At 73.0% G+C, this 25,851-nt stretch carries 24 protein-coding genes and 1 riboswitch; of the genes, 9 read left to right on the plus strand and 15 right to left on the minus strand.

Features of this window, described 5'->3' with window-relative positions:
* Window positions 1-79 precede the first annotated feature (79 nt).
* Both FHS13_RS00695 and FHS13_RS00700 read left to right on the plus strand, forming a co-directional pair.
* Window positions 80-1,804, plus strand: coding sequence for an ABC transporter transmembrane domain-containing protein (locus FHS13_RS00695; protein ID WP_184285734.1), 1,725 nt, complete (start codon window positions 80-82; stop codon window positions 1,802-1,804).
* Window positions 1,801-3,567, plus strand: coding sequence for an ABC transporter ATP-binding protein (locus tag FHS13_RS00700; protein WP_184285736.1), 1,767 nt, complete (start codon window positions 1,801-1,803; stop codon window positions 3,565-3,567). Before FHS13_RS00695 ends, FHS13_RS00700 begins: the two co-directional genes overlap by 4 nt.
* A gap of 86 nt (window positions 3,568-3,653) precedes the next feature.
* Here the strand turns inward: FHS13_RS00700 and groL are convergent, their stop codons facing one another.
* The 3 genes from groL to thrC form a co-directional block, all read right to left on the minus strand.
* Window positions 3,654-5,285: a chaperonin GroEL gene (groL, locus tag FHS13_RS00705; protein WP_184285740.1), complete on the minus strand. Its 1,632-nt coding sequence runs from the start codon at window positions 5,283-5,285 to the stop codon at window positions 3,654-3,656.
* Window positions 5,286-5,633: 348 nt separating this feature from the next.
* Window positions 5,634-5,912: a ubiquitin-like small modifier protein 1 gene (locus FHS13_RS00710; protein ID WP_184285743.1), complete on the minus strand. Its 279-nt coding sequence runs from the start codon at window positions 5,910-5,912 to the stop codon at window positions 5,634-5,636.
* A gap of 51 nt (window positions 5,913-5,963) precedes the next feature.
* Entirely contained in the window at window positions 5,964-7,223 is a 1,260-nt protein-coding gene (thrC, locus tag FHS13_RS00715) for a threonine synthase (RefSeq protein ID WP_184285746.1), read from the minus strand.
* Between the two features lie 13 nt (window positions 7,224-7,236).
* Window positions 7,237-7,379: riboswitch (SAM riboswitch) on the minus strand.
* 408 nt (window positions 7,380-7,787) lie between these two features.
* Between thrC and FHS13_RS00720 the strand changes: the two genes are divergently transcribed.
* Window positions 7,788-9,224 carry a trehalose-6-phosphate synthase gene (locus FHS13_RS00720; protein WP_184285749.1) on the plus strand — a complete coding sequence of 479 codons (1,437 nt, stop codon included), beginning with the start codon at window positions 7,788-7,790 and terminating at the stop codon, window positions 9,222-9,224.
* An 80-nt stretch (window positions 9,225-9,304) separates the two neighbouring features.
* Here FHS13_RS00720 and FHS13_RS00725 read toward each other — a convergent pair whose 3' ends face one another.
* The gene (locus tag FHS13_RS00725) at window positions 9,305-9,892 is read right to left on the minus strand and encodes a GrpB family protein (RefSeq protein WP_184285752.1); all 588 of its coding nucleotides are present in this window, start codon (window positions 9,890-9,892) and stop codon (window positions 9,305-9,307) included.
* Between the two features lie 184 nt (window positions 9,893-10,076).
* Complete coding sequence (locus tag FHS13_RS00730) at window positions 10,077-11,210, minus strand: S8 family serine peptidase (RefSeq protein WP_343064850.1); 1,134 nt, start codon at window positions 11,208-11,210, stop codon at window positions 10,077-10,079.
* 208 nt (window positions 11,211-11,418) lie between these two features.
* Here FHS13_RS00730 and FHS13_RS00735 point away from each other — a divergent pair, with 208 nt between their 5' ends.
* Both FHS13_RS00735 and otsB read left to right on the plus strand, forming a co-directional pair.
* Window positions 11,419-11,703 carry a DUF3263 domain-containing protein gene (locus tag FHS13_RS00735; RefSeq protein WP_184285758.1) on the plus strand — a complete coding sequence of 95 codons (285 nt, stop codon included), beginning with the start codon at window positions 11,419-11,421 and terminating at the stop codon, window positions 11,701-11,703.
* Window positions 11,704-11,837: 134 nt separating this feature from the next.
* A complete protein-coding gene (gene otsB, locus FHS13_RS00740; protein ID WP_184285772.1) occupies window positions 11,838-12,665 on the plus strand; it encodes a trehalose-phosphatase in 828 nt (275 codons plus the stop codon).
* 51 nt (window positions 12,666-12,716) lie between these two features.
* Here the strand turns inward: otsB and FHS13_RS00745 are convergent, their stop codons facing one another.
* Window positions 12,717-13,748, minus strand: a complete 1,032-nt coding sequence (locus FHS13_RS00745) for a serine hydrolase domain-containing protein (protein ID WP_343064851.1) — start codon at window positions 13,746-13,748, stop codon at window positions 12,717-12,719.
* Between the two features lie 153 nt (window positions 13,749-13,901).
* On the opposite strand from FHS13_RS00745, the gene argJ reads away from it, so the two are divergent.
* Together argJ and FHS13_RS21825 are read left to right on the plus strand one after the other, a co-directional pair.
* On the plus strand, window positions 13,902-15,056 hold the full coding sequence (argJ, locus tag FHS13_RS00750) for a bifunctional glutamate N-acetyltransferase/amino-acid acetyltransferase ArgJ (protein WP_184285775.1): 1,155 nt from the start codon (window positions 13,902-13,904) through the stop codon (window positions 15,054-15,056).
* Between the two features lie 143 nt (window positions 15,057-15,199).
* Window positions 15,200-15,529: a toxin-antitoxin system HicB family antitoxin gene (locus tag FHS13_RS21825; RefSeq protein WP_184285778.1), complete on the plus strand. Its 330-nt coding sequence runs from the start codon at window positions 15,200-15,202 to the stop codon at window positions 15,527-15,529.
* A 49-nt stretch (window positions 15,530-15,578) separates the two neighbouring features.
* Here FHS13_RS21825 and ptsP read toward each other — a convergent pair whose 3' ends face one another.
* The 6 genes from ptsP to FHS13_RS00785 all read right to left on the minus strand — a co-directional run bounded on the left by ptsP (window position 15,579) and on the right by FHS13_RS00785 (window position 21,441).
* Entirely contained in the window at window positions 15,579-17,276 is a 1,698-nt protein-coding gene (ptsP, locus tag FHS13_RS00760; protein WP_184285781.1) for a phosphoenolpyruvate--protein phosphotransferase, read from the minus strand.
* Between the two features lie 78 nt (window positions 17,277-17,354).
* Complete coding sequence (locus FHS13_RS00765; protein ID WP_184285783.1) at window positions 17,355-18,395, minus strand: zinc-dependent dehydrogenase; 1,041 nt, start codon at window positions 18,393-18,395, stop codon at window positions 17,355-17,357.
* 292 nt (window positions 18,396-18,687) lie between these two features.
* On the minus strand, window positions 18,688-19,146 hold the full coding sequence (locus FHS13_RS00770; protein ID WP_184285786.1) for a PTS mannitol transporter subunit IIA: 459 nt from the start codon (window positions 19,144-19,146) through the stop codon (window positions 18,688-18,690).
* Window positions 19,136-19,444, minus strand: a complete 309-nt coding sequence (locus tag FHS13_RS00775) for a PTS lactose transporter subunit IIB (RefSeq protein WP_184285790.1) — start codon at window positions 19,442-19,444, stop codon at window positions 19,136-19,138. Before FHS13_RS00775 ends, FHS13_RS00770 begins: the two co-directional genes overlap by 11 nt.
* A 10-nt stretch (window positions 19,445-19,454) precedes the next feature.
* On the minus strand, window positions 19,455-20,558 hold the full coding sequence (gene mtlA / locus FHS13_RS00780; protein ID WP_184285793.1) for a mannitol-specific PTS transporter subunit IIC: 1,104 nt from the start codon (window positions 20,556-20,558) through the stop codon (window positions 19,455-19,457).
* Window positions 20,559-20,679: 121 nt separating this feature from the next.
* On the minus strand, window positions 20,680-21,441 hold the full coding sequence (locus tag FHS13_RS00785) for a DeoR/GlpR family DNA-binding transcription regulator (RefSeq protein WP_184285796.1): 762 nt from the start codon (window positions 21,439-21,441) through the stop codon (window positions 20,680-20,682).
* A gap of 309 nt (window positions 21,442-21,750) precedes the next feature.
* Between FHS13_RS00785 and pfkB the strand changes: the two genes are divergently transcribed.
* Both pfkB and FHS13_RS00795 read left to right on the plus strand, forming a co-directional pair.
* Window positions 21,751-22,692: a 1-phosphofructokinase gene (gene pfkB, locus FHS13_RS00790; protein ID WP_184285798.1), complete on the plus strand. Its 942-nt coding sequence runs from the start codon at window positions 21,751-21,753 to the stop codon at window positions 22,690-22,692.
* A gap of 38 nt (window positions 22,693-22,730) precedes the next feature.
* Window positions 22,731-23,000, plus strand: a complete 270-nt coding sequence (locus FHS13_RS00795) for an HPr family phosphocarrier protein (protein ID WP_184285802.1) — start codon at window positions 22,731-22,733, stop codon at window positions 22,998-23,000.
* Between the two features lie 89 nt (window positions 23,001-23,089).
* On the opposite strand, the gene FHS13_RS00800 is transcribed toward FHS13_RS00795, so the two are convergent.
* The 3 genes from FHS13_RS00800 to FHS13_RS00810 form a co-directional block, all read right to left on the minus strand.
* A complete protein-coding gene (locus tag FHS13_RS00800; RefSeq protein WP_184285804.1) occupies window positions 23,090-23,854 on the minus strand; it encodes an SDR family NAD(P)-dependent oxidoreductase in 765 nt (254 codons plus the stop codon).
* 95 nt (window positions 23,855-23,949) lie between these two features.
* On the minus strand, window positions 23,950-25,308 hold the full coding sequence (gene fes / locus FHS13_RS00805; RefSeq protein WP_343064852.1) for an enterochelin esterase: 1,359 nt from the start codon (window positions 25,306-25,308) through the stop codon (window positions 23,950-23,952).
* Complete coding sequence (locus FHS13_RS00810; RefSeq protein WP_246404268.1) at window positions 25,305-25,817, minus strand: MarR family winged helix-turn-helix transcriptional regulator; 513 nt, start codon at window positions 25,815-25,817, stop codon at window positions 25,305-25,307. The genes fes and FHS13_RS00810 overlap by 4 nt, the downstream gene beginning before the upstream one ends.
* Window positions 25,818-25,851: the final 34 nt, after the last annotated feature.

A 25,851-nucleotide genomic window follows, 5' to 3' on the forward strand; every position in this document is an offset into this window, starting at 1 on the left:
CCCGTACCGCCCCCGACCGGGCCCGGCGCGGAAAAACCGGTGGCCGCCGCGGTGTTCCCGCGGTTAAGGTCCCCGTACTGTGCGCAGCCTTCCACAGCCTCCGGGCGAACCCGACTCCCGTTCGGCCGACCGCTACCTGCTCTGGCTCGCCCGGCGCGAGTGGCGGTCCCTGCTGTGGGCGAGCCTTCTCCTGGGCACCTACACCGTCGGCACCGTCCTGCTCTCCGCCTCCGTCGGCGCCGCCCTGGACGCGGGGATCGGCGACCCTCGCTCCCTCCTCACCTGGTTCGGGATCCTGACCGCGCTGATCGCGGTCGGTACCGCCATCACCCCGGTCCTGCATCGCGCCACCTGCTTCAACTGGTACGCCTCCGCGTACCGGACCGTCCAGGTGGTCACCCGCCGCTCGGTGGACCTCGGGCCGACCCTGACCCGGCGCCTGCCCTCGGGCGAGGTCGTCGCGGTCGGCACGGAGGACATCGACCAGGTCGCCGCCCTCTACGAGGACGCCGTCTTCGGTGCGGCCGGAATCGCCGGCACCGTCGCGGCCGGCGCGTTCATGCTCACCGCGCACACCGACCTCGGGCTGGTCGTGCTCGTCGCGGTCCCCCTCATCATGCTGGGCGTCGTGCCCGTGCTGCGTCCCCTCGCGCGCCGCCAGGACCACCAGCGCACCCGGCAGGCGGAACTCACCACACGGGCCACCGACCTGGTGGCGGGGCTGCGCGTCCTGCGGGGCGTGGGCGGCGAGCACGCCGTCGGCGAGCGCTACCGCGCCGAGTCCCAGTACGTGCGCGCCGCCGGGGTGCGGGTCGGCTGGATGGACGCGGCGCTGAGCGCCCTGCGCGAGCTGTATCCGGGGCTGCTGCTGATCGGCATCGTCTGGTACGGCGCCCGGCTCGCCCTCGCCGGGGAGATCACCGTGGGGCAGCTCGTCGCGTTCTACGGCTACACCCTCAACCTCGCCGCGGCCGTGCGCCACCTCATGTACTTCACGTCCCGCTACATCTCGGCGCGGGTCGCGGCGGGACGCGTGGTGCGGATCCTGGGGCTGGTCCACGACCTGCCCGACCCCGACGAGCCCGCCGAGGCTCCCGCGGGCCTCTGCGGCCTGAGCGATCCGGCCGGCGGGGTGAGCGCCCCCGCCGGGCTGGTCACCGGTGTGGTGTGCGCCGACCCGGCGGACGCGACCGCGACCGCCGACCGCCTGGGCCGCTACCGCGACGGGGACACCCTGCTGGTCGACGGCGCCGGGCACGCCGTGCACCTGCGCGACCTGCCGCTGCGCGAGGTGCGCCGCCGCGTCCTGGTGGCCGACAACACCGCCCACCTGTTCTCCGGTCCGCTGCGCGAGGAGCTCTCCCCGGACGGCGGCCTGTCCGAGGAGCGCCTGGCCGAGGTGGTGCACGCGGCCGCGGCCGAGGACGTCGTCCGCCGCTCCCCCGAGGGGTGGGACGCGGTGCTCACCGAGCGCGGGCGCGAGTACTCCGGCGGTCAGCAGCAGCGCCTGCGCCTGGCCCGGGCGCTCGCGCTGGACCCCGAGATCCTGGTGCTGGTCGAACCGGCCTCCGCGGTGGACGCCCACTCCGAGGCCGCCGTCGCCGAGCGCCTGGCCGCCGAGCGCGCGGGCCGCACCACCGTCCTGCTCACCACCAGCCCGCTGCTGCTGGACCGGACCGACCGGGTGCAGTTCGTCGAGGGCGGCCGGGTGGTCGCCGAGGGCACCCACCGCGAACTCCTGGCCACCGTGCCGCGCTACGCGGAGACCGTCCTGCGCACCGCTTTCGACGAGGAGGGGCCATGATCCCGGCCACCGAGGACGCCGCCCGGCTGCCGATCGCCTCCGGGGAGACGGTCCTGCGGCGGCTGCGGCGGATCGGCCGCAGGCACGGAGCCGCGCTGACCGGGGTCGTCGCCCTCTACGGGGTCGCCGCGCTGGCCGCCCTCGTGCCCCCGTGGATGCTCGGGCGGATCGTCGACGCCGTCCGCGCGGGTGCGGAGCCCGGCCGTGTCGACACGGCGGCGGCGCTGGTCGTGGCCGCCCTGGTCGTCCACGCCGTGTTCACCCTCCTGTCCGTGGCGCTGTCGGTCCGCTTCGGTGAGGGGGTGCTGGCCGAGCTGCGCGAGGGCTTCGTCCGCGCGGTGCTGCACCTGCCGGTGGGCACCGTGGAGCGCGCGGGGACGGGGGACCTGGTGGCCCGTGCCGGGCGCGACATCGGCCACCTGAGCCACACCGTGCGCGAGTCCGTGCCGGTCATGGTGGTGAGCGGGGTGACGGTGGCCGTCTTCCTCGGCGCGATCGGCGTGCTGCACCCCGCCCTGCTCCTGGCCTGGGTCCCGTCGGCCGCGCTCATCTGGTTCTCCACCCGCTGGTACGTGCGGCGGGCCCCCGACGGGTACCTCCGCGAGCTGAACACCTACTCCGACCTGACCCAGGGCGTCACCGACACCGTGGAGGGGGCCCGCACCCTGGAGGCGCTCGGCCGCCAGGACCGCCAGGTGGCGCGCACCGACGAGCGGGTGCGCCGCGCCTACCTCGCCGAGCGCTACACGCTGTGGCTGCGCTGCGCGTGGTACCCGAACCTGGATTTCGCGTACATGTTCCCGGTCGCGGCCACCCTCCTGGCCGGAGGGGTCCTGTACGCCCGGGACGCCCTGTCCGCCGGGGAGGTCGCCACGGCGGTGTTCCTGGCCGTGCAGCTCTCCGGTCCCCTGGAGCACCTGATCGACGAGGTGGACAGCCTCATGCAGGGCTACACCAGCCTGCGCCGCCTGCTCGGTGTGGAGCTGGCCGAGGAGGAGACGGGGCCGCCCGCCGCTGGCGGAGGCCCTCCCGGGAGGGTGGAGATCGAGGGTGTCCGCTTCGGTTACACCGGTGCCGAGGTCCTGCACGGGATCGACCTGGTCCTGCGTCCGGGTGAGCGGCTGGCGGTCGTGGGGCCCAGCGGTGCGGGCAAGTCGACCCTGGGCAAGCTGGTCGCGGGCATCCACGCGCCCGATGCGGGGACGATCCGGGTCGGCGGCGCCGACATGGCCGCCCTGCCCCCGCGCGCACGCCGGGAAAAGGTGATTCTGCTGAGCCAGGAGAGTCACGTCTTCCGGGGGACGGTCGCGGAGAACCTGGCTCTGGCCCTGGACAGGACCGAGGCCGACCCCGCCCTCCTGTGGAAGGCCCTGGCCGCCGTGGGGGCCGAGGAGTGGGTGCGCGCCCTGCCCGAGGGGCTGGACACCCGGGTCGGCTCGGGCAACCGTGACCTGGACCCGGCCCACGTGCAGCAGCTCGCCCTGGCCCGCGTGGTGCTGGCCGACCCCGAGGTCCTGGTGCTGGACGAGGCGACGTCGCTGATGGACCCGCGTTCGGCCCGCCGCCTGGAGCGCTCCCTGTCGGGTGTGCTCTCCGGCCGCACGGTCGTGGCCGTCGCCCACCGGCTGCACACCGCCCACGGCGCCGACCGGATCGCCGTGGTCGAGGAGGGCCGCGTCGTCGAGCTCGGTACCCACGCCGAGCTCCTCGCCCGCGGCGGTTCCTACGCCGCTCTCTGGCATGCCTGGCACGGCGACACCTGACCCCGGAAAGGCGAAACCGGGCGGCTCACGGGGAGCCGCCCGGTCGTCGCGGGCGAGGTCGCGTACCGGACCTCGGGCGAGGTGGACTAGAAGTCCATGCCGCCCATGCCACCGGTCGGGTCGGCGGCGCCGGCAGCCGGCTTCTCCGGCTTCTCGGCGATGACGGCCTCGGTGGTCAGGAACAGACCGGCGATGGAGGCCGCGTTCTGCAGGGCGGAGCGGGTGACCTTGGTCGGGTCGATGACGCCGTCCTTGAACAGGTCGGTGTACTCGCCGGTGGCGGCGTTGAGGCCGAAACCGGGCTCCAGGTTGCGGACCTTGTCGGCCACGACGCCGCCCTCGAGGCCGGCGTTCACGGCGATCTGCTTCAGCGGCTCGGCGATGGCGCGGCGGACGATGTCGGCACCGATGGCCTCGTCGCCCTCCAGCTCCAGCTTCTCGAACGCGGGGACGCTGGCCTGCAGCAGCGCGACACCACCACCGGGGAGGATGCCCTCCTCGACCGCGGCCTTGGCGTTGCGGACGGCGTCCTCGATGCGGTGCTTGCGCTCCTTGAGCTCCACCTCGGTGGCGGCACCGGCCTTGATGACGGCCACGCCGCCGGCCAGGCGCGCGAGGCGCTCCTGGAGCTTCTCGCGGTCGTAGTCGGAGTCGCTGCGCTCGATCTCGTTGCGGATCTCGTTGACGCGACCGGCGATGGCGGTGGCGTCACCGGCACCGTCGACGATGGTGGTCTCGTCCTTGGTGACGACGACCTTGCGGGCGCGGCCGAGCATGTCGAGCTCGGTGTTCTCCAGCTTGAGGCCGACCTCCTCGGTGATGACCTGGCCGCCGGTCAGGACGGCGATGTCGCCGAGCTGGGCCTTGCGGCGGTCACCGAAGCCCGGGGCCTTGACGGCGACGGACTTGAAGGTGCCGCGGATCTTGTTGACGACCAGGGTCTGGAGAGCGCCCTGCTCGACGTCCTCGGCGATGACCACCAGCGGGCGGCCGGCCTGGAGGACCTTCTCCACGACGGGGAGGAACTCGTTGTTGTTGGAGATCTTGGAGTTGGCGATGAGGATGTACGGGTCCTCGAGGACCGTCTCCATGCGCTCCAGGTCGGTGGCGAAGTAGGGCGAGATGTAGCCCTTGTCGAAGCGCATGCCCTCGGCGAGCTCGAGCTCCAGACCGAAGGTCTGGCCCTCCTCGACCGTGATGACGCCTTCCTTGCCGACCTTGTCCATGGCCTCGGCGATGGTCTCGCCGATCTGGGGGTCGCCGGCGGAGATCGAGGCGGTGGAGGCGATCTGCTCCTTGGTCTCGATGTCCTTGGAGAGGTTGCCCAGCTCCTCGCTGATGCGGGAGACGGCGGCGTCGATGCCGCGCTTGAGGCCGACCGGGTTGGCGCCGGCGGCGACGTTGCGCAGGCCCTCGCGTACGAGCGCCTGGGCGAGCACGGTGGCGGTGGTGGTGCCGTCACCCGCGACGTCGTCGGTCTTCTTGGCGACCTCCTTGACCAGCTCGGCCCCGATCTTCTCCCACGGGTCCTCGAGCTCGATCTCCTTGGCGATGGAGACACCGTCGTTGGTGATCGTGGGGGCGCCCCACTTCTTCTCCAGGACGACGTTGCGGCCCTTGGGGCCGAGCGTGACCTTGACGGCGTCCGCGAGCTGGTTCATGCCGCGCTCGAGGCCGCGACGGGCCTCTTCGTCGAACGCGATCAGTTTGGCTGCCATTGGGTTATGTCCTCCCGTGACCGGGCGATACGCGAGTAGGACGAGGCGTGCGCCCGCGACGGACGACCACTGCGCCTCCGGCAACCCTGCTGCCGGGACAGCGGCCTCGCAGCCTCGATCCGGGTTTAGCACTCCGCCGAGGCGAGTGCTAACCCACGACCCTTTTTAGCACTCGCCCATGGAGAGTGCAAACGCCGTGGTGACGTTTTGTGGAGCACACATAACGCCATTTACCTGCACAAACAGCGCATATGGCCAAGCTTTCCGCGCTCAGCGGACAGGAAACGGCCCCCGGGAACGGCGAAGGGGCGGATGTCCTCGGACATCCGCCCCTTCCGCCTCTTCGGCTCAGCAGCCCCCGGCGACGGCGGGGATGATCGAGATCTGGGCCCCGTCGGCCACCGCGGTCTCCAGGCCCTTGTCGAAGCGGACGTCCTCGTCACCGACGTAGACGTTGACGAAGCGGCGCACCTTGCCGCTGTCGTCGAGGATGCGGGCGCGGATGCCCGGGTGGTTCGCCTCCAGGTCGTCGAGGACCTCGGCGAGGGTGGTGCCCTCGGCGCTGACCTCGGCGGCGTCACCGGTGTAGGTGCGCAGGATGGTGGGGACGCGGACACTGGCGCTCATGGGTGGTTCTCCTCTGCGGTACGGGCGGGAACAGGGGGCGGGGTGGACGCGTCAGGCGAGGCCCGCCGCGGTGAACGCCTCCAGGGACGGCGCGATGGTGGCCGTCGGTCCGGCGTCGACGGCGTTGAGCGTCTTGAGCCCGTCACCGGTGTTGAGGACGACCGTCTCGGCCTTCGGGTCGAGCCGGCCCTCGCGCACCAGCTTGCGGAGCACACCCGTGGTGACTCCGCCCGCCGTCTCGGCGAAGATGCCCTCGGTGCGGGCCAGGAGCTTGATCGCGTCGACCACCTCGGCGTCGCTCACGTGCTCCACCGACCCGCCGGTGCGGCGGGCGATGTCGAGCACGTAGGGACCGTCGGCCGGGTTGCCGATGGCCAGCGACTTGGCGATGGTGTCGGGCTTGACGGGCTGGATGACGTCGTGCCCCTGCTCCCAGGCCCGGGCGACCGGGGAGCAGCCGGTGGCCTGGGCCCCGAAGACCCGGTACGGCTTGTCCTCCACCAGCCCCGCCGCGATCAGCTCCTGGAAGCCCTTGTCGATCTTGGTCAGCTGGGACCCCGACGCGATCGGGACGACGATCTGGTCGGGCAGGCGCCAGCCGAGCTGCTCGGCGATCTCGTAGGCGAGCGTCTTGGAGCCCTCGCCGTAGTAGGGGCGCAGGTTGACGTTGACGAAGCCCCAGCCCTCACCCTCCGGGGAGCCGATGAGCTCGGAGCAGAAGCGGTTGACGTCGTCGTAGTTGCCGTCGAGCGCCACGACCTTGCCGCCGTAGACGGCGGCCATGACGACCTTGGCCTCTTCGAGCCCTGCGGGGATGAACACGCAGGAGTCGAACCCGGCCCGGGCCGCGGCGGCGCCGACCGCGCCGGCCAGGTTGCCCGTGGAGGAGCAGGACAGGGTGGTGAAGCCGAAGGTGCGGGCGGCCTCGACCGCGATGGCGACCACGCGGTCCTTGAAGGAGTGGGTGGGGTTGCCGGAGTCGTCCTTGACGTGCAGGGAGTCCAGGCCGAGCTCCGCGGCGAGGCGGTCGGCGCGGATCAGGGGGGTGAGGCCGGGGCTCATGTTGGGCAGCTCGGCCACGTTGTCCGGGACGGGCAGCAGGGAGCGGTAGCGCCAGATGCTCTTGGGTCCGCTCTCGATCTCGGCGCGGGTGACGGTGCCGAAGTCGTAGGCCACCTCGAGGGGGCCGAAGCAGAACTCGCAGGCGAACCGGGGGGTGAGTTCGTAGCGCTCGCCGCACTCGCGACAGGAGAGCGCGGTCGCGGGGCCGAAGGAGCGGACGGAGGTGGGTTCGGTGGCGGCAATCGCCATGGCGAGGCGTCTCCCCTCATCTTTCCTGGCGGGCGCTCTGCCCCCAGGCCGGAGTTGGCACCTGTCCCAGCAGCCCCGCGACGTCCGCGGGTATCACATGCTGAGATGGTTGCCGGGGCTTCGCAGGGCCGGTCCCTCCACCCCTCTGGATGAGCAATATGAAGTTTTCGGCGGTGACCTCCGGTGTCCCGGTCGGTTCGCAAGGTCACTGTAACGGACATGCCGCCCGGTTTTCCATGGACGGTGACCCGGGTAACACCATTTCTCCCACATGGTGAGACGCGGCGGGGGGCCGCCTCCTCGCGTACGCGGCCCCGTCCGGGTGCGCCGCGTCACGCCTTCCCCTGCCGGGGAGGGGTTTGGAGCCGGTGCGCTCTGGCGAGAGATAGGGGTGTGCGCCCTCGCGTGTCGCCGACCGCCCCGAAGGCGGCGAACCGGGACACACCCTGCCCGCGGGCCCACGACCAGCCATGACATCCTACCTGCGGCCACCGGATCGGGCCCGGGCCCGTACCCTCGCACCGACCCCCGTTCCGCTTCCGCAGCTTCGAGAGGACGACCACCGTGGACAAGGCGCAGATCCTCATCGCCTCCAACAGAGGACCCGTGTCCTTCTCTACCGCCGACGACGGCTCCCTGGAGCCCCGGCGGGGAGGAGGCGGACTCGTCTCGGGCATGATGTCGGTCGCCGGTGAGATCGACAGCATCTGGGTGTGCGCCGCCCTGTCCGACGCCGACCGGCGGGCCGCCGCGGAGGCTCCCGGTGCGCGCCTGGACCGCAGCCACGACCTCGACGGCATGCGCGTCCACATGCTGGACATCCCGGCGGAGACCTTCCGGGACGCCTACACCGGGGTGGCCAACTCGACCCTGTGGTTCGTGCAGCACATGCTCTACGACACCCCGAACAAGCCGTCCTTCGGCACGGAGTTCCGGCGCACGTGGGAGGGCTACACCGCCTACAACGAGGCGTTCGCCGAAGCCCTCCTGAGCGGCGCGGCCGAGGGCGCCAAGGTGGCCGTGCAGGACTACCACCTGGCACTCGTGCCGCGCATCCTCCGCACCCGCCGTCCCGACCTGCGCATCGCCCACTTCTCGCACACCCCGTGGGCACCGCCGGAGTACTTCCGGATGCTGCCCGACGACATCGCCCGGGAGCTGCTCTCGGGCATGCTCGGAGCCGACCACCTGGGCTTCCTGAGCCCCCGCTGGGCCGATGCCTTCCTGCGTTGCTGCCACGAGATCCTGCGCGCGGACGTCGACTTCCGGCGGCGCACGGTCGAGTACGGCAGCCGCGTGGTCGAGGTCGGCGTGCACGCGCTCGGCGCCGACGAGGAGAGCCTGCGGGAGAGCGCCTCCGACCCGCTGGTGGAGGTGCGCCGCGCCACGCTGCAGGAGGCCGTGGGCGACACGAGGCTGATCGTGCGGGTCGACCGCACCGAGCTGTCCAAGAACATCGTGCGGGGCCTGGAGGCCTACCGGGAGCTGCTGCGCACCCGTCCCGAGTGGCGCGGCCGGGTGACCCACCTGGCGTTCGCCTACCCGAGCCGGGGCGACGTGCCGGAGTACCGGGAGTACACGGACTCGGTGCTGCGGACCGCCAAGGAGATCAACGAGGAGTTCGCCACCGCCGAGTGGACGCCGCTGATCCTGGAGGTCAACGACGACTACCCGCGCTCGCTGGCCTCGTTCCAGCTGGCGGACGTACTGCTGGTCAACCCGATCCGCGACGGGATGAACCTCGTGGCCAAGGAGGGGCCGGTCCTGTCCGAGCGCGACTCGGTGCTGGTGCTCTCGCGCGAGGCGGGCGCGGCCGACGAGCTGGGCAAGCACGCGCTGCTGGTCAACCCCTACGACACCGTGGAGACCGCGGAGGCGCTGCACCGGGCCCTGTCCATGCCGGCCGAGGAGCGCAGGCGGCGCCGGGAGCGCCTGGCCGAGGCCGCGGTGGCGCTGCCGCCGCGCCGGTGGTTCCAGGACCAGCTGCGTTCCCTGGGCTGAGGCGCGGGGGCGCGTCCGGCGGACGCGCCCCCGGATACCCCCGCGGGGCCCGGGAGCGCACGGAAACGGGAAATGCGCGCTCAGGCGCGGGTTTTCTCCGCCTCCGCCAGGATCTGAAGAACGATTTCGGACTTGGAATCTGAATAGTCCTGAATTCTCTCCCACGTGCGGCGGGACAGTTCGCGCTTGACCGCCGCGTAGCGTTCCCGCGCGCCGGCGTCGGCGGCGAGGCGGTCGCGGAAGCGGCGCATCCGCTCGGCCTCCTCGCACCCCCGGCTGAACACGTGGAGGTTGATGTTGACCTCGCGGCCCTTGAACACGCGGTGCTCGTACCAGTCGGGTTCCCGGATGACGAGGGAGTATCCGGCGGCCTCCAGGTCGGGCAGGTAGGAGGCCTCGTCGGCGGAGTCGGCGACGAGAAGCAGCAGGTCGACGCAGGGTTTGGCGGGCATGCCGGGCACCGCGGTGGAGCCGACGTGCTCGAAGAGCAGGACCCGGTCGCCCAGGGCGCCGCGGACCCGGGCGGCCTCGCGCTCGAAGAGGTAGGGCCACTTGGGGTCGTAGTCGGAGATGTGGACGCGCCCCTCGACGAGGTTGCGGTGCTCGGGCGCGATCTCGGCCCGGGGTCCGCCTCGCGAGGGCAGGGAAGAGGTCGTGAGGGCTGCCATTCCTCAAAGATTTACCTCTTGCCCTGAAGAGTCAAGAGTTTTCGTCGTTGCTTACATATGCACGTGCTCAAGGGGAGGAAATCCCCGAGAAAACCTACGGAGAGTCGCGTGACCGATGCGCGGCGCACAGTGGCGCGATGCGCCGGTTCCGCTCTCCGCCGGTCCTCGCCGCGGCCTCCCCGACTCAGCGCTTGCGGCGCCGGCCGCCCTTGCGGCGGGTGGCCGGCGGCGCGGTGGCCGCGCGCTCCCGGGCGATCTCGGCCTCCTCCAGCTCGCGCTCGGCCTGCACCCCGTAGGGGTCCTTGGTGGAGCGGCGCACCCACAGGACCACCATGGCGATGCCGAGGACCAGGACCGCGCCGATCACCAGGAGCCAGACCCAGACCGGGACCGGGGCGTCCTGCTCCTCCCGGTTCTCGAGGATTCCGTCGACGAGCTGCGTGTTCTGCGCGGCGCCCTCCGCCTGGGCCTGCGCCGTGGGCAGGTGCAGGCTCGGCAGACCGTCCGTCCCCTGCTGGGCGCCGTCGACCAGTGCGGACCGGATCTGGTCGGGGAAGAGCTGCGGGTAGGCGGCGCGCAGCAGCGCCGCGGCACCCGCGGCCATCGCCGCCGCGTACTCGGCCCCGGTGACCTCCTCCTGGCCCAGGTCCGGTCCGGCCGCGACGAGGTCGGCGCCCGGGGCGAGCAGGTCGATCTCCTCCGCGTCCGGCGAGCCGTCGACCAGCTCGCCGTTCTCGTCGACGCCGCCGACGGCGAGCACGTCCGGGTACTCCTCGCCGCCCGCCGGGCCCACCACGAGGATTCCCGCGTCGGCCGCGTCGCGTGTGGCGTTGGTGAGGTTGACCGAGCCGTCGGTCTCGGGCAGCAGGATGACCTGCACGTCGCTGTCGATCGCCCGGCGGATCGCCGAGGGGAGGCTCTTGTCGGTGGGCAGGACCAGGAGTTCCGCCCTCGGGGCGACGCCCAGCACACCGGCGTCGGCGTCGAACCCGTGGCCGTGGCCCGCGACCAGGGAGGCCGCTGCGGTGCCGGTCTCCGTGTCGCCGTCCGACCCGAACTCGGTGTCGACGGTGACGTTGCCGTCCACGTCGGGGTGCTCCTCGTCGACGGCGAACCCCGGCATTCCCACCGTGACGCCCTGGCCCTGGGTCTCCTCCCACAGCTGCTGGGTGTCGATGGACTGCAGACCCCACTGCTCGGGGCGGAAGTCGGGGACCGGGTCGGCCGCGGCCGGGGCCGCGGCCAGGAAGAGGACGGCGGCCACGCCGGTCGCGACGGTCCTGGCGGGTTTCCTGTTGTGGCTGTTGCCCCAGAGCACGGCAGGCTCCCTCGAATGTTGCTCTTCGGACCGTCTCGATTGTCTCACGAGCACAGGATCATGCCCGGGACAAGTGGCCTGGGGGCAGGAAAGGCAACTGTATCCCCCGTGCCAGTCATGGGTTTTCCGCGCCGCGCCCGGCATGTCGGGTCGCTAGCATGAGTCGGTCCGATCCGGACAAACCAATTTCCCGTTCAGGGGGTGTCCCATGCCGAATGTCGGTCCGTCCGAGGACGGGCGGTCGGCCCTCGCCGAACGCGATCAGCGGATCCTCGCCTTCGAGCGCCAGTGGTGGAAGTTCGAGGGTTCCAAGGAACAGGCCATCCGAGACGAGTTCGGCTTCTCCGCCACTCGCTACTACCAGCTGCTCAACGGGTTGGTCGACCGCCCCGAGGCGCTCGCCTTCGACCCCATGACCGTCAAGAGGCTGCGCCGGCTGCGCGCCGACCGCAGGCGCCAGCGCAACGCGCGCCGTCTGGGCATCCGGCTCTGAGGGCCCCTGCCCGCGGAGCACCCGCCGGGGCCGCCCGGCCGGGAGGGCCGGCGCGGAAACGGGCGGCCCTCCCGGAGCACGGAGGCGGGGCAGGGGGTAGAAGGCGGGTGAGACCCGATCCGGAAAGGTTCACCATGTCCCTGCCGCAACCGTCCACGGACACCGGGCGCACCGCGCTCGAAGCCTTGTTGGAGAAGCCCTCCGGGCTCCTCGCCGCCTTCGACTTCGACGGCACGCTGGCGCCCGTCGTCGAGGACCCCGAGGCCTCCGCGCCCTACCCGGGGATCGTCGAACAGCTCACCGACCTGGCCAGCCTCGTGGGCAACGTCGCGGTCGTCACCGGCCGCCCCGCCGCCACCGCCGTCCGGCTGGGCGGACTGGAGCGGGTGCCGGGAATCACCGTGCTCGGCCACTACGGCGCCGAGCGCTGGGTGGACGGCCGCCTCCTGGCCGCCGACCCGCCGCCCGGGGTCTCCCTGGTCCGCCAGGAGCTGCCGGGCCTGCTGGAGCGCACCGGGGCCCCGGAGGGCACCTGGATCGAGGACAAGGGCCGCTCACTGGCCGTGCACACGCGGCGCGCCGCCGAGCCCGAGGCCGCCCTGGCGATGCTGATCCCCCACCTGTCGGAACTGGCCGAGCGGGCCGACCTCCAGCTCGAACCGGGGCGCCTGGTCATGGAGATCCGGCCGTCGGGCGTGGACAAGGGCGAGGCGCTCACCGCCCTGGTCACCGAGCGGCAGGCGGACACCGTCCTCTTCGCCGGGGACGACCTGGGCGACCTGCCCGCCTTCGAGGCCGTCGCGCAGCTGCGCGAGCGGGGCGTGTCCGGCCTGTCCGTGTGCGTCCACTCCAGCGAGGTGGCCGTCCTGAGCGAGGTCACCGACCTGCTGGTGGAGGGGCCCGCCGGGCTCTCGGAGCTCCTCGGCTCGCTCATCGGCGCGATCCGCGCACAGCGGTCCTGAGACGGCCGTGCCCCGGCCCGGCGGGCCGGGGCACGGTCCCGCCGGCACCGCCTACTGGGCCGAGTCGTGCGCCTGCGGCGTGAGCGCCGACCGGGCCGCCTCGCGCAGGTCCACCAGCCCCGTCCGGTCGCGCCCGTGGTGCACCGCGTTGGTCAGCACCCCCACGTACCGGCCGCTGCCGGGATGGAGGAACAGGCTCGTCCCGGTGAACCCGTTGTGGTGGACGACCCCCTCGGAGGTGATCAGCCACCCCAGCCCCCGCCACAGACCCGACCCGGCGTCCACGTGGGGCTGCCAGCTCGCCCGCACGTAGGACGGTGTCATCGGGCCGCACCCGCCGTCGTGGATGCCCAGCACCGCCCGGGCGAAGGCACCCAGGTCGATCGCGGTCGTGAACACGCCGGCGTGCCCGGCCACCCCGCCCATCAGCGCGGCCGCCTCGTCGTGCACCACGCCCCACGCGGGCGCGGCCCCGGCCAGGCGGCTCTCGGTGGGGGCGACCCCCGGTGAGCGGGGCAGCGGGCCGTACGACGTGGAGCGCAGCCCCATCTCGTCCCACAGGTCGCCCGCCAGGCGGTCCAACCCGGTCCCGTACAGGCGCTCCATCAGCAGGCCGAGCACGATGAAGCCCCTGTCGATGTACCGGTAGCCGGGCTCCTCCAGCGGCTCGGAGAGGATCTCCTCCAGCAGATCGCGGCCGGAGCCCGCGTACGGCTCCAGCCAGGACACCGGGTTGAGCCTGCTCGTGTGGGTGAGGATCTGCCTCGTGGTCACCCCTCCGCCCGGCAGGCCGCCCACCGGCAGGTACTCCGCCAGGGGCGCGTCCAGGTCCAGCATCCCCTCGGCCACCGCCTGGCCGGCCAGCGGCCACGAGGCCATGACCTTGGTCAGGCTCGCCACGTCGTAGGCCGTGTCCGGTGCGGTGTCGGTCTCCCCGTCGATCCGGCCGACCGCGACGAACTCCCACATGCCTCCGCTCCCGATGACGGCGGTCCCGCCCGGCAGGCAGCCGGTCTCCACCATCACCTTCAGGACCCTTCGGATCTGCGTCCCGGTCTCGCTGAGCCAGTCACCATCGCGCACAACACGCCTCCCCCCGGTCGTCTACCTCGGCGGATACCCCGTTACCTCCTCCTTTTCACCCCCGTGGGAACACCCCGGCGCGAAACCCGTGCGGGCCGCGGCCGAACGGGGAGGCGGAGTACGCTGGCGCTGACCAGGCCCCTGAGGAGGACGATGAGCAGCCAGACACCCGCAGGCTTCCGCGGCGTCGCCGGAAACATCGGGATCAAGGACCCCAACGACGACTTCTTCGCGGTGGTGTCCGAGGTTCCCGCACACGTGTCCGCCGTGTTCACGCGGTCCCGGTTCGCCGGTCCCAGCGTGCTGCTCAGCCGGGAGGCCGCCGCCGACGGCAGCGCCCGCGGCGTCACCGTGATCGCCCGCAACGCCAACGTGGCCACGGGGCGTACGGGAGAGGACAACGCCCGGGAGCTGCAGGAGCGCGTGGCCCGCGCGGCGGGTGTGCGGCCCGACGAGATCCTCGTGGCCTCCACCGGTGTGATCGGCCGCCCCTACCCGATGGACAGGGTCCGCGCGCACCTGGACGCGCTGCCCGACGAGTTCCCACCGGCCGACCTGGAGCGGGCGGCGGCGGCGATGATGACCACCGACACCCACCCCAAGATCGCCTCGGCCCGTGTGGGCGACGCGGTCGTCACCGGTATCGCCAAGGGCGTCGGCATGATCGAGCCGGACATGGCGACCATGCTGGCGTGGTTCTTCACCGACGCCGAACTGGAGCAGCCGGTCCTGGACGCGGTGTTCCGCCGGGTGGTGGACCGCACCTTCAACGCGCTGAGCATCGACACCGACACCTCCACCAGCGACTCCGCGGCGATCTTCGCCAACGGCCTGGCGGGGCCGGTGGACGCGGCCGCCTTCGAGGAGGCCCTGTACGGGGTGGCGCTGCGGCTCGTGCGCATGATCGCCTCCGACGGCGAGGGCGCCGGCAAGCTCCTGGAGGTGCGCCTGACGGGGGCCCGCGACGACGCCCAGGCCAAGCGGGTCGCCAAGGCCGTCGTCAACTCGCCGCTGGTCAAGACCGCCGTCCACGGCGCCGACCCCAACTGGGGGCGCGTGGCGATGGCCGTGGGCAAGTGCTCCGACGAGACCGACATCCTCCCCGAGAAGGTGCGCATCCTCTTCGGCGACGTGGAGACCTACCCCGCCGAGGCCACCGACGAGGTCCTGGCCCGCGCCGCCGAGCACCTCAAGGGCGACGAGGTCGTCATCGGCGTCGACCTGGGCATCGCCGACGGCGCCTTCACCGTCTACGGCTGCGACCTGACCGACGGCTACATCCGCATCAACGCCGACTACACCACCTGATCCGCAGGAACACGGAACCGGCCCCGAGGCGATGTCCCCCGGCCGGGGGACCCCCGCGTCGACGTCCGGAACCGCACGGGGCGGGCGGGGCCCTGCCGGGCGGGGCAGGTCCTCGCCGCGATCGTGAGATCGAAGGAGGAATCGTGAGCACGGCAGACCACTACGCCTACCGTGTCCTCTGGTCGGCCGAGGACTCGGCCTATGTCGGTACCGTCGCCGAGCTGCCCTCCCTCTCGTGGATCGCCGACACCCGTTCCGAGGCGTTCGAGGGCATCCAGCAGCTGGCCGCCGACGTCGTCGCCGACATGGTCAGAAACGGTGAGCAGCCGCCCGAGGCCATCGCCGACCGCACCTTCTCGGGCAGGTTCCAGGTGCGTGTGCCGCCCGAGGTGCACCGGCAGCTCGCCCTCGAGGCGGCCGAGCAGAACGTGTCGCTCAACCGGCTCGTCTCCGCACGCCTGGCAGGCGTGTAGACCGTGCACGAAGGCGCCCCGCCGTGGTCGGCGGGGCGCCTTCGCCGGGTCACAGACGGACGATCTCGGGGTCCGCGGCGTCGCGCACCGCCTTGCGGGCGGCGGCCGCGCCGGGGGCGGCCAGGGCGAGCCCGGCCAGACGGGCGCACTCGTCGCGGGTGTGGCGGGCCAGCGCATGGCGCACGGCGGGCAGGGCGGGTGCGGCCATCGACAGGCTGGTCGCGCCCAGACCCACCAGGACCAGGGCGAGCAGCGGGTCGGCCGCGGCCTCGCCGCACACGCCCACCGGCCTGCCGTGGTGGAGCCCCGCCGCGCCCACCGTCCCCACCAGTGACAGCAGTGCCGGCTGCCACGGGTCGAGCAGGTCCGGCAGGGTGCCCAGGGTGCGGTCGGTGGCCATCGTGTACTGGGCGAGGTCGTTGGTGCCGATCGACACGAAGTCCACGCGCCGCATCAGGTGGTCGGCGAGCAGCGCGGCCCCGGGGACCTCCACCATCACGCCCACCTCTTCCAGCCCCGCCGCGCGCGCCAGCTCCGCGAAGCCGGCCGCCTCGTCGGGCGTGGACACCATCGGCGCCATCACGCGCACCCGCGCGCCCGTCTCCCGCGCCGCGGCGGCGATCGCCTTCAGCTGGTCGGTGAGCAGGCCCGGCCGCTCCCGCGCGGTCCGGTAGCCGCGCACGCCCAGCGCGGGGTTGTCCTCGCTGCCCGTGTCGACGAAGGCCAGCGGCTTGTCCGATCCGGCGTCCAGGGTCCGCACGGTGACCGTGCGCCCCTGGAAGGCGGTGAACAGCCGGGTGTAGGCGGAGGTCTGCTCGGCGACGGTCGGCGGCTGGGCCCGGTCCAGGAATAGGAACTCCGTGCGCATCAGCCCCACGCCCTCGCTGTCGTGCACGGCTGCGGCTCCGGGGTCGCCCTCGCCGATGTTGAGCAGCAGCTGCACCGGTTCCCCGTCGGCGGTGCGTCCGGGGCCGGTGGAGGAGGCGAGCAGGGCCTGCCGCCGCTCGGCGCGGCCGCGGATCCGCTCGGACTCCTCCGCGCCGGGTTCGGCGACGACCGTTCCCGCGTCGCCGTCGACCGCGACCTCGACGCCCTCCTGGAGGGAGCCTGCCGTCGCGCATCCCACGACCGCGGGGATGCCCAGGCCGCGGGCGAGGATGACGGTGTGGCTGGTGGGTCCTCCCTGACGGGTGACGATGGCGAGCACCCGTGACGGGTCGAGCCGGACCGTGTCCGCCGGGGCGAGGTCCTCGGCCACCAGCACGTGCGGGACACCGGGGTCGGGCAGCCCCGGCATGGGCAGGTCCAGCAGGACGGCCAGGGCGCGGTCCCGGATGTCAGCGAGGTCGGCGGCCCGTTCGGCCAGGTATCCGCCCGCGGCGAGCAGGAGTTCCTGGTAGGCGCCGCAGGCCGCGTGCACGGCCCAGGCCGCGGGCTCCCCGGCGCGGGCCCGTTCGCCCACCTGGCGGGCGAGTTCGGGGTCGCGGGCCATGAGCGCCTGGGCGCCGAGCACCGCCGCCGCGTCGCCCTCCAGGCCGGCGGCCTGCTCGTCGAGCCGCCGCGCCACCAGGTCGAGCGCCTCGCGGGCCGCGGCGGCCTCCGCGTCGGGGTCCCCGGCCGCGGGTCGGGTGTCGGGCAGCCTCGGCGGAGGTGCCATCCGCGCCACCGGGCCGACGGCCGCGCCGGGGGCGGCCGGAACGCCGGTGAGGCGGAAGGTTCCCGGTGTGAGGGGTTCGGTCTGCGCCATGGTCTCTCCGTGGGTCGGTGCTGACTCGCCGAAAGCCTTCCCGGGCCGGCCGGGGGGTACCCGGCCGGCGGCAGCGGGTCAGGGCTCGATGGTCACCTTGATCGCGGTGCCCGAGGCGACCGTCTCGATCGCCTTGTGCACGTCGGTCAGCGGCATGCGCTCGGTGATGAGGTCCGCCACCGGGACCTCTCCGCTCGCGATCAGCTCCAGGGCGCGCTTGTTGTGGTCGGGGCTGGACCCGTTGGCGCCGAAGATCGAGATCTCGCGGTAGTGCACCGCGTTCGAGTCGAGCTGGATGATCGGCGCGTCCTTGGGCAGGCCGCCGAAGAAGCTGATGCGGCCGCTGCGCGAGACCATCCGCAGTGCGTCCTCCTGCGCCTTCCCGGAGGCGGTGGCGGTGATGACGACGTCGGCGCCGCGCTCGCTGGTCAGGCGCAGCACCTCGGCGACGGGATCGGTCTCGTCGCCGCAGATCGCCGCGTCGGGGCGCACGACCTCGGCGGACATGTCCAGGCGGCCCCGGTTGAGGTCCACCAGGAACACCCGGGCCGCGCCCCGGGCCCGCGCCAGGCGGACGTGCAGGCATCCGATGGGGCCCGCCCCCATGACCACCACGGTGTCGCCCTCGCCGACCCCGGCGATCTCCTGGCCGTTGAGCACGCACGCCAGCGGTTCGGCGACGGAGGCCTCGGCGTAGTCGACGTTCTCGGGGATGCGGTTGACCCCGTCCACGGCCAGTACGGCCTCGGGCACGATCATGTACTCGGCGAAGCCGCCCTCGTAGTGGTAGCCCATGGAGGTCTGGCGCGAGCACACCGTGAACCGGCCGTCGGTGCACTCCGCGCAGCTGCCGCACGGGATGGCCGCGATGATCTGGACGCGGTCGCCCTCGGCCCAGCCCTCGACCCCGTCCCCGACCTCGACCACGCGGCCGGCGATCTCGTGGCCGATGACCCGGGGCGGGTCGATGTGGTGGTGTCCGTGGCGGGAGATCTTGACGTCGGTGCCGCAGGTGGAGCAGTTGACGACGGCGATCTTGAGCTCACCGGGTCCGGCGGTCGGCTCGGGGGCCTGCTCGAGTCGGATGTCACCGGGTGCGTAGAAGCGGGCGACGAGCATGTCGGGGCCTTTCGTGTTCGGTCCTGTCCGGGTTCTTCCGGACGGCCTGCGTGGGGTGGGGTGCGGGGAGGGCGGCCGGGGCGGGGGGCACCCCGGCCGCTGTCCGGACCAGGCCCTGTTTTTTGGATGCTCCCGCCGTAGCGGCGGAGCCGATCCTCCGGCGAACGGTCGGCCAGGTGTTCCCTTGCGAGGCGGGGAGCGCAGCTCAGCCTGGTGTGGCTTCGCAAGCTCTCCGACGCGGCAAGGGGGCGCCTGGCGGCCGTGCAGCCCGAGATGATCCGAAAAACAGGGCCTAGGCGGGCCCCTCCCGCTCAGGGGCGAGCAGCGCGACGACGTCCGAGGGGGAGGACGCGCCGCGCAGCCGTGCTGCCTTGTCCGGGTCTGTGAGGACTCCTGCCAGCGCGGTGAGCACCCCGAGGTGCTCCTCGCCGGAGGCTGCGATGCCGATGGCCACGTACACGGTGGATCCGCCCCAGTCGACCCCGTCGGGGAACTGGAGGACGGCCAGCGCGGTCCGTTTCACGAACTTCCGCGAGGGGTCGGTCCCGTGCGGGATGGCCACGCCCTCGCCGAGGAAGGTGGAGACGGAGGCCTCGCGCTCGTGCATGGCGGGCAGGTATCCGGGGTCGACCGCGCCGAGCTCCAGCAGGAGTTCTCCGCACTGGGAGACGGCGTCGGCCCGGTCGGCGGCGGTGCGGCCCAGGCGCACCGCCTCCTCGGTCAGGACCAGCGGGGCGGGCTCAGCCGGCAAGGGTCCCACCGTCCCGGATCGCCTGCTCCAGCCGGGCGAACGCGGGGTCGCCCAGGAACATCTGGAAGCCCACCACGACGGTGTCGGGCACCCGCTTGCGGGCGCGGTCGGCCAGACCGGTCTGGCACAGGACCACGTCCGCGTCCTGGGGAATGCGGTCGACCGGCGAGTGCTCGACGGTGACCCCGTAGCGGCTGAGGGTGCCCTTGAGCTGGGTGGTGAGCAGGACGCTGCTGCCCATCCCGGCGTCGCACGCGACGACGACCTTCTTGACGTCAGAGCCTTCGATGCTGTTCACGGACGGCCTCCTACTTGTCGGCGGTGGTGTCGGCGGTGGTGTCGGCCTCGGCTGCCGCCTTCTCCGCCTTGCGCTCCGCGCGGCCGAAGCCGAGCAGCGCCGAGGCGATGGCGAAGGAGACCAGCGTGGCCACGGTGACCCCGGCCAGGACCGGGAGGTGGCCCCCGGGCGGGGTGACGGCCATGAGGGCGATGATGCTGCCGGGCGAGGCCGCCGAGATCAGGCCGGCGTCCAGGACCATGAAGGTCGCCACGCCGGACATGCCGCCCCCGATGGCGGCGAGGATCAGCTTCGGCTGGGCGAGGATGTACGGGAAGTAGATCTCGTGGATCCCGCCGAAGAAGTGGATGACGATGGCGCCGGGCGCGGTGGCGCGGCTGACCTTGGGTCCGAAGAACATGCAGGCCAGCAGGATGCCCAGGCCGGGGCCGGGGTTGGTCTCGATGAGGAACTCGATGGCCCTGCCGTCGGCCAGGGCGCGCATCGTGCCCAGCGGGGTGAACACGCCGTGGTTGATGGCGTTGTTGAGGAAGAGCACCTTGGCGGGCTCGACGATGACCGACACCAGGGGCAGCAGGCTGTGGTCGATGAGGAACTGGACCCCGGTTCCCAGGGCCTCGGCGATCCTGCCCACGACGGGGCCGACCGCGTAGGCGCCCAGGATCGCCGCCAGCGCGGCGAGGATGCCCGCGCTGAAGTTGTTGACGAGCATCTCGAAGCCGGACTTGATCCGCGGCTGGACGAGCCGGTCGAAGTGCTTCATCAGGAACGCGGCGAGCGGTCCCATGACCATGGCGCCCAGGAACATGGGGATGTCGGCCGAGACGATCACACCCATGGCGGCGGCCGCACCGACCACGCCGCCGCGCTGCTCGTACACCAGCGTGCCGCCGGTGTAGGCGATGAGCAGGGGCAGCAGGTACTTGATCATCGGGTCGACGAGCTGGGCGAGGTACTCGTTGGGCAGCCAGCCGTCGGGGATGAACAGGGCGGTGACCAGGCCCCAGGCGATGAACGCGCCGATGTTGGGCATGACCATGCCGGCCAGGAATCCGCCGAAGCGCTGGATGGCGGAGCGCGTCGCGGTGAGCGCGCCGCCCTGTGTCGTGGACATGGGGACCTCCGGGGGGATGCGGCGGACGGTTGCCGCGCGGGTGGGAGAGAGGGGTTCGAAGGCCCGGGCGGGCGGCGGGTCGCCGGGCTGTGTGCCCCGCGCCGCCCGGGCGCCTGCGGTGTCAGACCACGCGGACCTCGGGTCCGGCCGCCTCCAGCTCGTCGGCGAGCCCGCCGGCGAGCCCCTGGTCGGTGATGACGAGGTCGAGGTCCTCGACCGAGGCGAACCGGGCGAAGTGGTCGTTGCCGACCTTGGTGTGGTCGGCGAGGAGGACGGCTCGCCGGGCCGAGGCGATCATGGTGCGCTTGACCTCGGCCTCCGCGGGGTCGGGGGTGGTGAGCCCCCGGTCCGCGGAGATACCGTTGGTGGCCATGAAGGCGACGTCCACGTAGGACTCGGCCAGCGACCGCAGCGCCCACGCGTCCACGGTCGCCTGCGTCCGGGTGCGCAGGCGGCCGCCGAGCAGCATCAGGTTGATGTTGGTGCGCGGCGTGAGCGTGAGGGCGATGGAGAGGGAGTTGGTGACGACGGTGAGCTCCCGGTCGGTGGGCAGCTGTTCGGCGAGGCGTCCGGTGGTGGAGCCGGCGTCGAGCAGGATGGCGCCCTCGTCGGGGAGTTCGCTCAGAGCCGCCTTGGCGATCCGCTCCTTCTCCTGGGTCATGACGGAGTCGCGCACGTTGAGCGTGGGCTCGAAGCCCAGGCGCTCCACGGGGATCGCGCCACCGTGGACCCTGCGCAGGACCCCGTGGCGTTCGAGCGCCGTGAGATCGCGCCGGATGGTCTCATAGGTGACGTCGAACTCCGCGGCGAGCCCCGTCACGTCGACCCGGCCGTCCCGGCGGGCGCGTTCGAGGATCGCCTTCTGGCGCTCTTCCGCGTACATGTTGGATCACCTGTGTTTCGATGTGGCTTTGAGTGAGTTTAGTCGTGTTGTCCAGGACACACAAGGGGTATCTCCCTCCAATATCCCAGGAAGTCCCACTGCAGCACACACGACCAGGCAAGATGTCCGCCCCCACCCCGGCGAGCAGCGGAAACCGGAGACCGCACACCCCCGCTCCCCCGGCGGCAACCCCCGGCGAAGACCCCGGGACGGAGAGCGACGATGTTGACACATCCAGGAGAACACACATAATCAAATACAGTCCAACATCCGGATCGGGCCGGGCGCAGCCACCTCGGAGAGGCACACATGATCCTGACCCTGACTCCCAACCCGAGCGTGGACCACACCCTGGAGGTGGATCGCCTCGTCCGAGGCGAGGTCCTCAGGGTGGGGTCCACCCATGCCCAGGCGGGAGGCAAGGGCGTCAACGTCGCCCGCGCCCTGCGCCGGGCCGGAGTCCCCGCCCGCGCGGTCCTTCCCGTGGGCGGAAGCGGCGGTGCCGAGCTCACGGCGCTCATGGGTGACCTGCCCTGTGTCGCCGTCCCCATCGAGGGGGAGACGCGCGCCAACGTCGCCGTCACCGAGTCCGACGGCACCACGACCAAGCTCAACGCCCCCGGCCCCAGCCTGACCCCCGCCGAGACCGACGCCCTCCTCGCCGCCCTGGAGGCCGAGCTGGCCCAGCGGCCCGCATGGGTGGTGGCGAGCGGCAGCCTGCCGGCGGGCGTCCCCGACGACCTCTACCTGCGCGTGGCCGAACTGGCCGACGCCCACGGGGTCCCGCTCGCCCTGGACACCTCCGGCAAGCCCCTGAGCGCGGCGGTCGAGGCGGGCTCGGTCGGCCTGCTCAAACCCAACCTGGAGGAGCTCTCCGAACTCACCGGGCGGGAGCTGTCCACCATCGGCGCGGTCACCGACGCGGCGCGCGAGATCCTCGCCCGGGGCAACGGCCGCGCCCTCGTGACCCTGGGCGGCCACGGGGCCGTGCTCGTGGAGCCCGACCGCACGTGGTGGGCGCGCGGGCCCCGGGTACGCACCCGCAGTACCGTGGGCGCGGGCGACTGCGCGCTCGCCGGCTTCCTGGCGTCGGGGCCGGACCCCGCCGACCGGCTGCGGCACGCCGTGGCCTGGGGAACCGCCGCCGTGTCCCTGCCGGGCACGGCCATCCCCTCCCCCGACGACGTCCCGGCCGACGCGATCGACGTGGTGGCCGAGCCCGACCCCCGGTGGGCGGTCGACTCCCTCTGACCGCCCCTCGCACCCCCACGCCCCAAGGAGAAGAACCCATGCCCCAGCGCACCGCCGCCGTCGGCTCCGTCCTCGGTCTGCACGCCCGCCCGGCGACCCTGTTCGTCCAGGCCGTCAACGCCACCGGCCTGCCCGTCACCATCGCCGCCGGGGACCGCGACCCCGTCGACGCGCGCAGCCTGCTGGCCGTGATGTCCCTGGGGGTCAAGCACGGCGACGAGGTCACCCTGGCCTGCGAGGACGGCGAGAACGCCGACAAGGCCCTCGACGAGCTCGCCGCCCTGCTCGCCTCCGACCTGGACGCCTGAGCCCCGTCCCCGCGCCGCGGCCGTGTGTCCGCCCTCCGGGCACGCGGCCGGGGCGGAAAGCCGGAGCGGTCCCCCGCCCCGGCCCCGGGTCACCGCTTCTCGGGGCGGACCCGGTGGACCTTGTGCTGGGCGGCCTGGGCGCGCGGGCGCACGACCATCAGGTCGATGTTCACGTGCGGGGGCCGGGTGACGGCCCAGACGACCGTGTCGGCGACGTCCTCGGCGGTGAGCGGGTCGGGCACGCCCGCGTAGACCGCCTCGGCGGCCTCGGCGTCGCCGCGCAGCCGGTTGAGGGAGAACTCCTCGGTCTTGACCATGCCGGGGGCGATCTCCACCACGCGCACGGGCTCGCCGCACAGTTCCAGGCGCAGGGTGGCGGCCAGGGTGTGCGCGCCGTGCTTGGCGGCCACGTAGCCCGCACCGCCCTCGTAGACCACGTGCCCGGCCGTGGAGGTGACGACCAGGACCGTCCCGTCGCCACTCGCGATCAGCTCGGGCAGCAGGGCCTGGGTCATGTTGAGGACGCCGAGGACGTTGACCTCGTACATCCTGCGCCAGTCGTCGGGGTCCCCGGTGGCGATCGGGTCGACGCCGATGGCGCCGCCGGCGTTGTTGACGAGCACGGAGCAGGAGGGCAGGGCCTCGGCGAAGGCGTCGACCGCCGCGCGGTCGGTGACGTCGAGGGCGAAGGCCCGGGCGCTGCGGCCCTGGGCGGTGAGCTCCTCGGCCAGCGCCTCGATCCGGTCGGCGCGGCGGGCGACGAGGACGACGTCGTAGCCCTCGGCTGCCAGCCCCCGAGCGGTGGCGGCCCCGATCCCGCTGCTGGCGCCGGTGACGACCGCGGTCGCTGTCATGGTGTTTCCTCCCCGGAGTCGCTGTCGCGCCGAGCGTATCCCTCCGCGCCGGCGCGGTCCGCGAGGGGGACCGCGCCGCCGCGGCGGCCCGGGACTCAGCGCTCCCAGTCGGCGGTGGCGAAGGCCAGCGCGGCGGGGAGACCCGCGTGCCAGCAGGCCCGGTCGTGACCGCCGCGGTACTCCTCCAGCACCGCGAACCCCGGTGCGCGGCCCAGGGCGGCGCCGCGTTCGGCCAGGGCGGCGTGCAGGCGCCGGTTGGGGCCGAGCAGCGACCACTCGTCGGTTCCGGCGGAGAGGTGGACGCGCTCGGGAACCTCGCCGGCGCCGGCGAGGAGCCGGGGCATCCGCTCGCTCTCCCCTCCCGCCGCGGCGACGCCCGGCCACCAGAACGACCCCGACTGCGACACCACCCGCCCGAATCGCCCGGGATTCCGGTGGGCGGCGTACAGGGCGGTGAGCCCGCCCAGGCTCTGCCCGGCGACCGCCGTGCGCGACGGGTCGCCGGTGACCGGGTACCGGCGTGCGAGCAGGGGCAGCAGCTCCTCCCCGAGGAAGGAGACGAAGGCGTCGGAGCAGGCCAGCTCCCGTGTGCGGGCGATCGGACCGAGGGAGTCCACCAGGACGGTCAGCGCGGGCGGGAGCGTCCCGTCCGCGACGAGCGCGTCGATCAGCGGGGGGAGGCTCCGCCAGTCCTGTCCGTCCAGGAGGACGACCACGGGCCAGGGCAGGCCCTCGGGCGGGCGGCGCGCCGGTTCGTGGACCGTCACGGTGCGGGTGTTGCCCAGGTGCTCCGAGGCGACCTGTGTCCCGGTGACCCGCCCGGCCGGGGCCTCCGTTCCTTCCCGCCACAGGCTCCGCGGCGCCTCGGGCAGGGACACCACCGAGGTCCGGGCGTCGAGCCGCTCCCGGGCCAGGGGGTCGGGGACCGCGTGGGCGAGGGCGTCGAACCAGCGGGCGAGGGCGGGGCGGTCCTCCGGTTCGGACACGGCCAGGGCCCGCTCGCGCCGGATCCGCAGGACCTCGGGCAGCGCGTCGGGGGAGACCGGTCCGCCTCCGGCCGGAACCGGGGCGACGGTGTAGGAGGCCCGCCAGTCCCCGTGCATGCGGTAGGTCAGGTGCCACACGTCCGTGCCGGGGACGCGCTCCATGCGGTTGGAGCGGTAGGAGTCGGCGGCGGCGGCCTTGTCGGCGGCCAGGACGACGTCGGCGAGCTCGTCGCCGCCGCGCCACAGGAAGGTGACCGTACGCCGGCCCTCGGCGTCGGCCTCCCCCACCATCGGGGTCCCGCTTCCGGCGACGCGGCGCCAGAACCCCTCGGGGTCGCGGGCCGCCTCCTGGACGCAGGGGGTCGGAACGCGTTCGGGCCGGGCGGTGCGCTTGAGGCGCGGGGGGATCGTGTGGAGGGGGATGTCCTGCCGCTCCATGGTGCTGCGGTCCTTTCCTGCGGAGGTCACCGGTCGGAGGCGGACTCGACGGCGGTGAGGAGGCGGAAGAGCTCCGCCACCTCGCCGCCGGTGAGGCGGCCGAGGGGGGAGCGGGCCCCCAGTTCCTCCCCGATGGCGTCGACGACGCGGCTGCCCTCCTCCGTGGGGCGGGTCACCCGCATGCGCCGGTCCCCGGAGGAGGCGGCCCTGCGGACGAGCCCGCGCTCCTCCAGTTCGCCGGTGACGACGGAGACCCGCGAGGCCGAGCAGCCGAGCTGGTCGGCCAGGGCGCTCTGGGAGGAGGTGTCGTGCAGGGCTCTCAGGGTGCGCGCCTGGAAGGCGGTGAGCCCGTGCTCGGCGGCCAGCGCGGTGATCAGTTCCTCCAGGAGCCCGGCCACACGCAGCAGCGCCTCGCCGGCGTCGCGGGTGCTCGGGTGGTCCTCCTCCTGGCCGGCCTGGTCGTCCGCTCGTGGGCCCCGGGTCCCCGGAGCGTCCTTCCCCGCCGCCATCTGCGCATCAGCATGTGACCCATGTCCCATGCGCCCTCACATTCCCCGTCTTGACATTAGGTTA

The organism is Nocardiopsis algeriensis, from assembly GCF_014203695.1.
In the GTDB taxonomy this organism is placed as follows: domain Bacteria; phylum Actinomycetota; class Actinomycetes; order Streptosporangiales; family Streptosporangiaceae; genus Nocardiopsis; species Nocardiopsis algeriensis.

Excerpts from the sequence above, each read along its gene's own strand:
- mtlA (WP_184285793.1), bottom strand. The coding sequence starts at position 20,558 with ATGTCCACGACACAGGGCGGCGCGCTCACCGCGACGCGCTCCGCCATC.
- FHS13_RS00700 (WP_184285736.1), top strand. The coding sequence starts at position 1,801 with ATGATCCCGGCCACCGAGGACGCCGCCCGGCTGCCGATCGCCTCCGGG.
- pfkB (WP_184285798.1), top strand. The coding sequence starts at position 21,751 with ATGATCCTGACCCTGACTCCCAACCCGAGCGTGGACCACACCCTGGAG.
- otsB (WP_184285772.1), top strand. The coding sequence starts at position 11,838 with ATGTCCCTGCCGCAACCGTCCACGGACACCGGGCGCACCGCGCTCGAA.
- FHS13_RS00810 (WP_246404268.1), bottom strand. The coding sequence starts at position 25,817 with ATGGGACATGGGTCACATGCTGATGCGCAGATGGCGGCGGGGAAGGAC.
- FHS13_RS00725 (WP_184285752.1), bottom strand. The coding sequence starts at position 9,892 with ATGGCAGCCCTCACGACCTCTTCCCTGCCCTCGCGAGGCGGACCCCGG.
- FHS13_RS00765 (WP_184285783.1), bottom strand. The coding sequence starts at position 18,395 with ATGCTCGTCGCCCGCTTCTACGCACCCGGTGACATCCGACTCGAGCAG.
- ptsP (WP_184285781.1), bottom strand. The coding sequence starts at position 17,276 with ATGGCGCAGACCGAACCCCTCACACCGGGAACCTTCCGCCTCACCGGC.
- FHS13_RS00800 (WP_184285804.1), bottom strand. The coding sequence starts at position 23,854 with ATGACAGCGACCGCGGTCGTCACCGGCGCCAGCAGCGGGATCGGGGCC.
- FHS13_RS00785 (WP_184285796.1), bottom strand. The coding sequence starts at position 21,441 with ATGTACGCGGAAGAGCGCCAGAAGGCGATCCTCGAACGCGCCCGCCGG.
- argJ (WP_184285775.1), top strand. The coding sequence starts at position 13,902 with ATGAGCAGCCAGACACCCGCAGGCTTCCGCGGCGTCGCCGGAAACATC.
- FHS13_RS00735 (WP_184285758.1), top strand. The coding sequence starts at position 11,419 with ATGCCGAATGTCGGTCCGTCCGAGGACGGGCGGTCGGCCCTCGCCGAA.
- FHS13_RS00710 (WP_184285743.1), bottom strand. The coding sequence starts at position 5,912 with ATGAGCGCCAGTGTCCGCGTCCCCACCATCCTGCGCACCTACACCGGT.
- FHS13_RS00795 (WP_184285802.1), top strand. The coding sequence starts at position 22,731 with ATGCCCCAGCGCACCGCCGCCGTCGGCTCCGTCCTCGGTCTGCACGCC.
- groL (WP_184285740.1), bottom strand. The coding sequence starts at position 5,285 with ATGGCAGCCAAACTGATCGCGTTCGACGAAGAGGCCCGTCGCGGCCTC.
- thrC (WP_184285746.1), bottom strand. The coding sequence starts at position 7,223 with ATGGCGATTGCCGCCACCGAACCCACCTCCGTCCGCTCCTTCGGCCCC.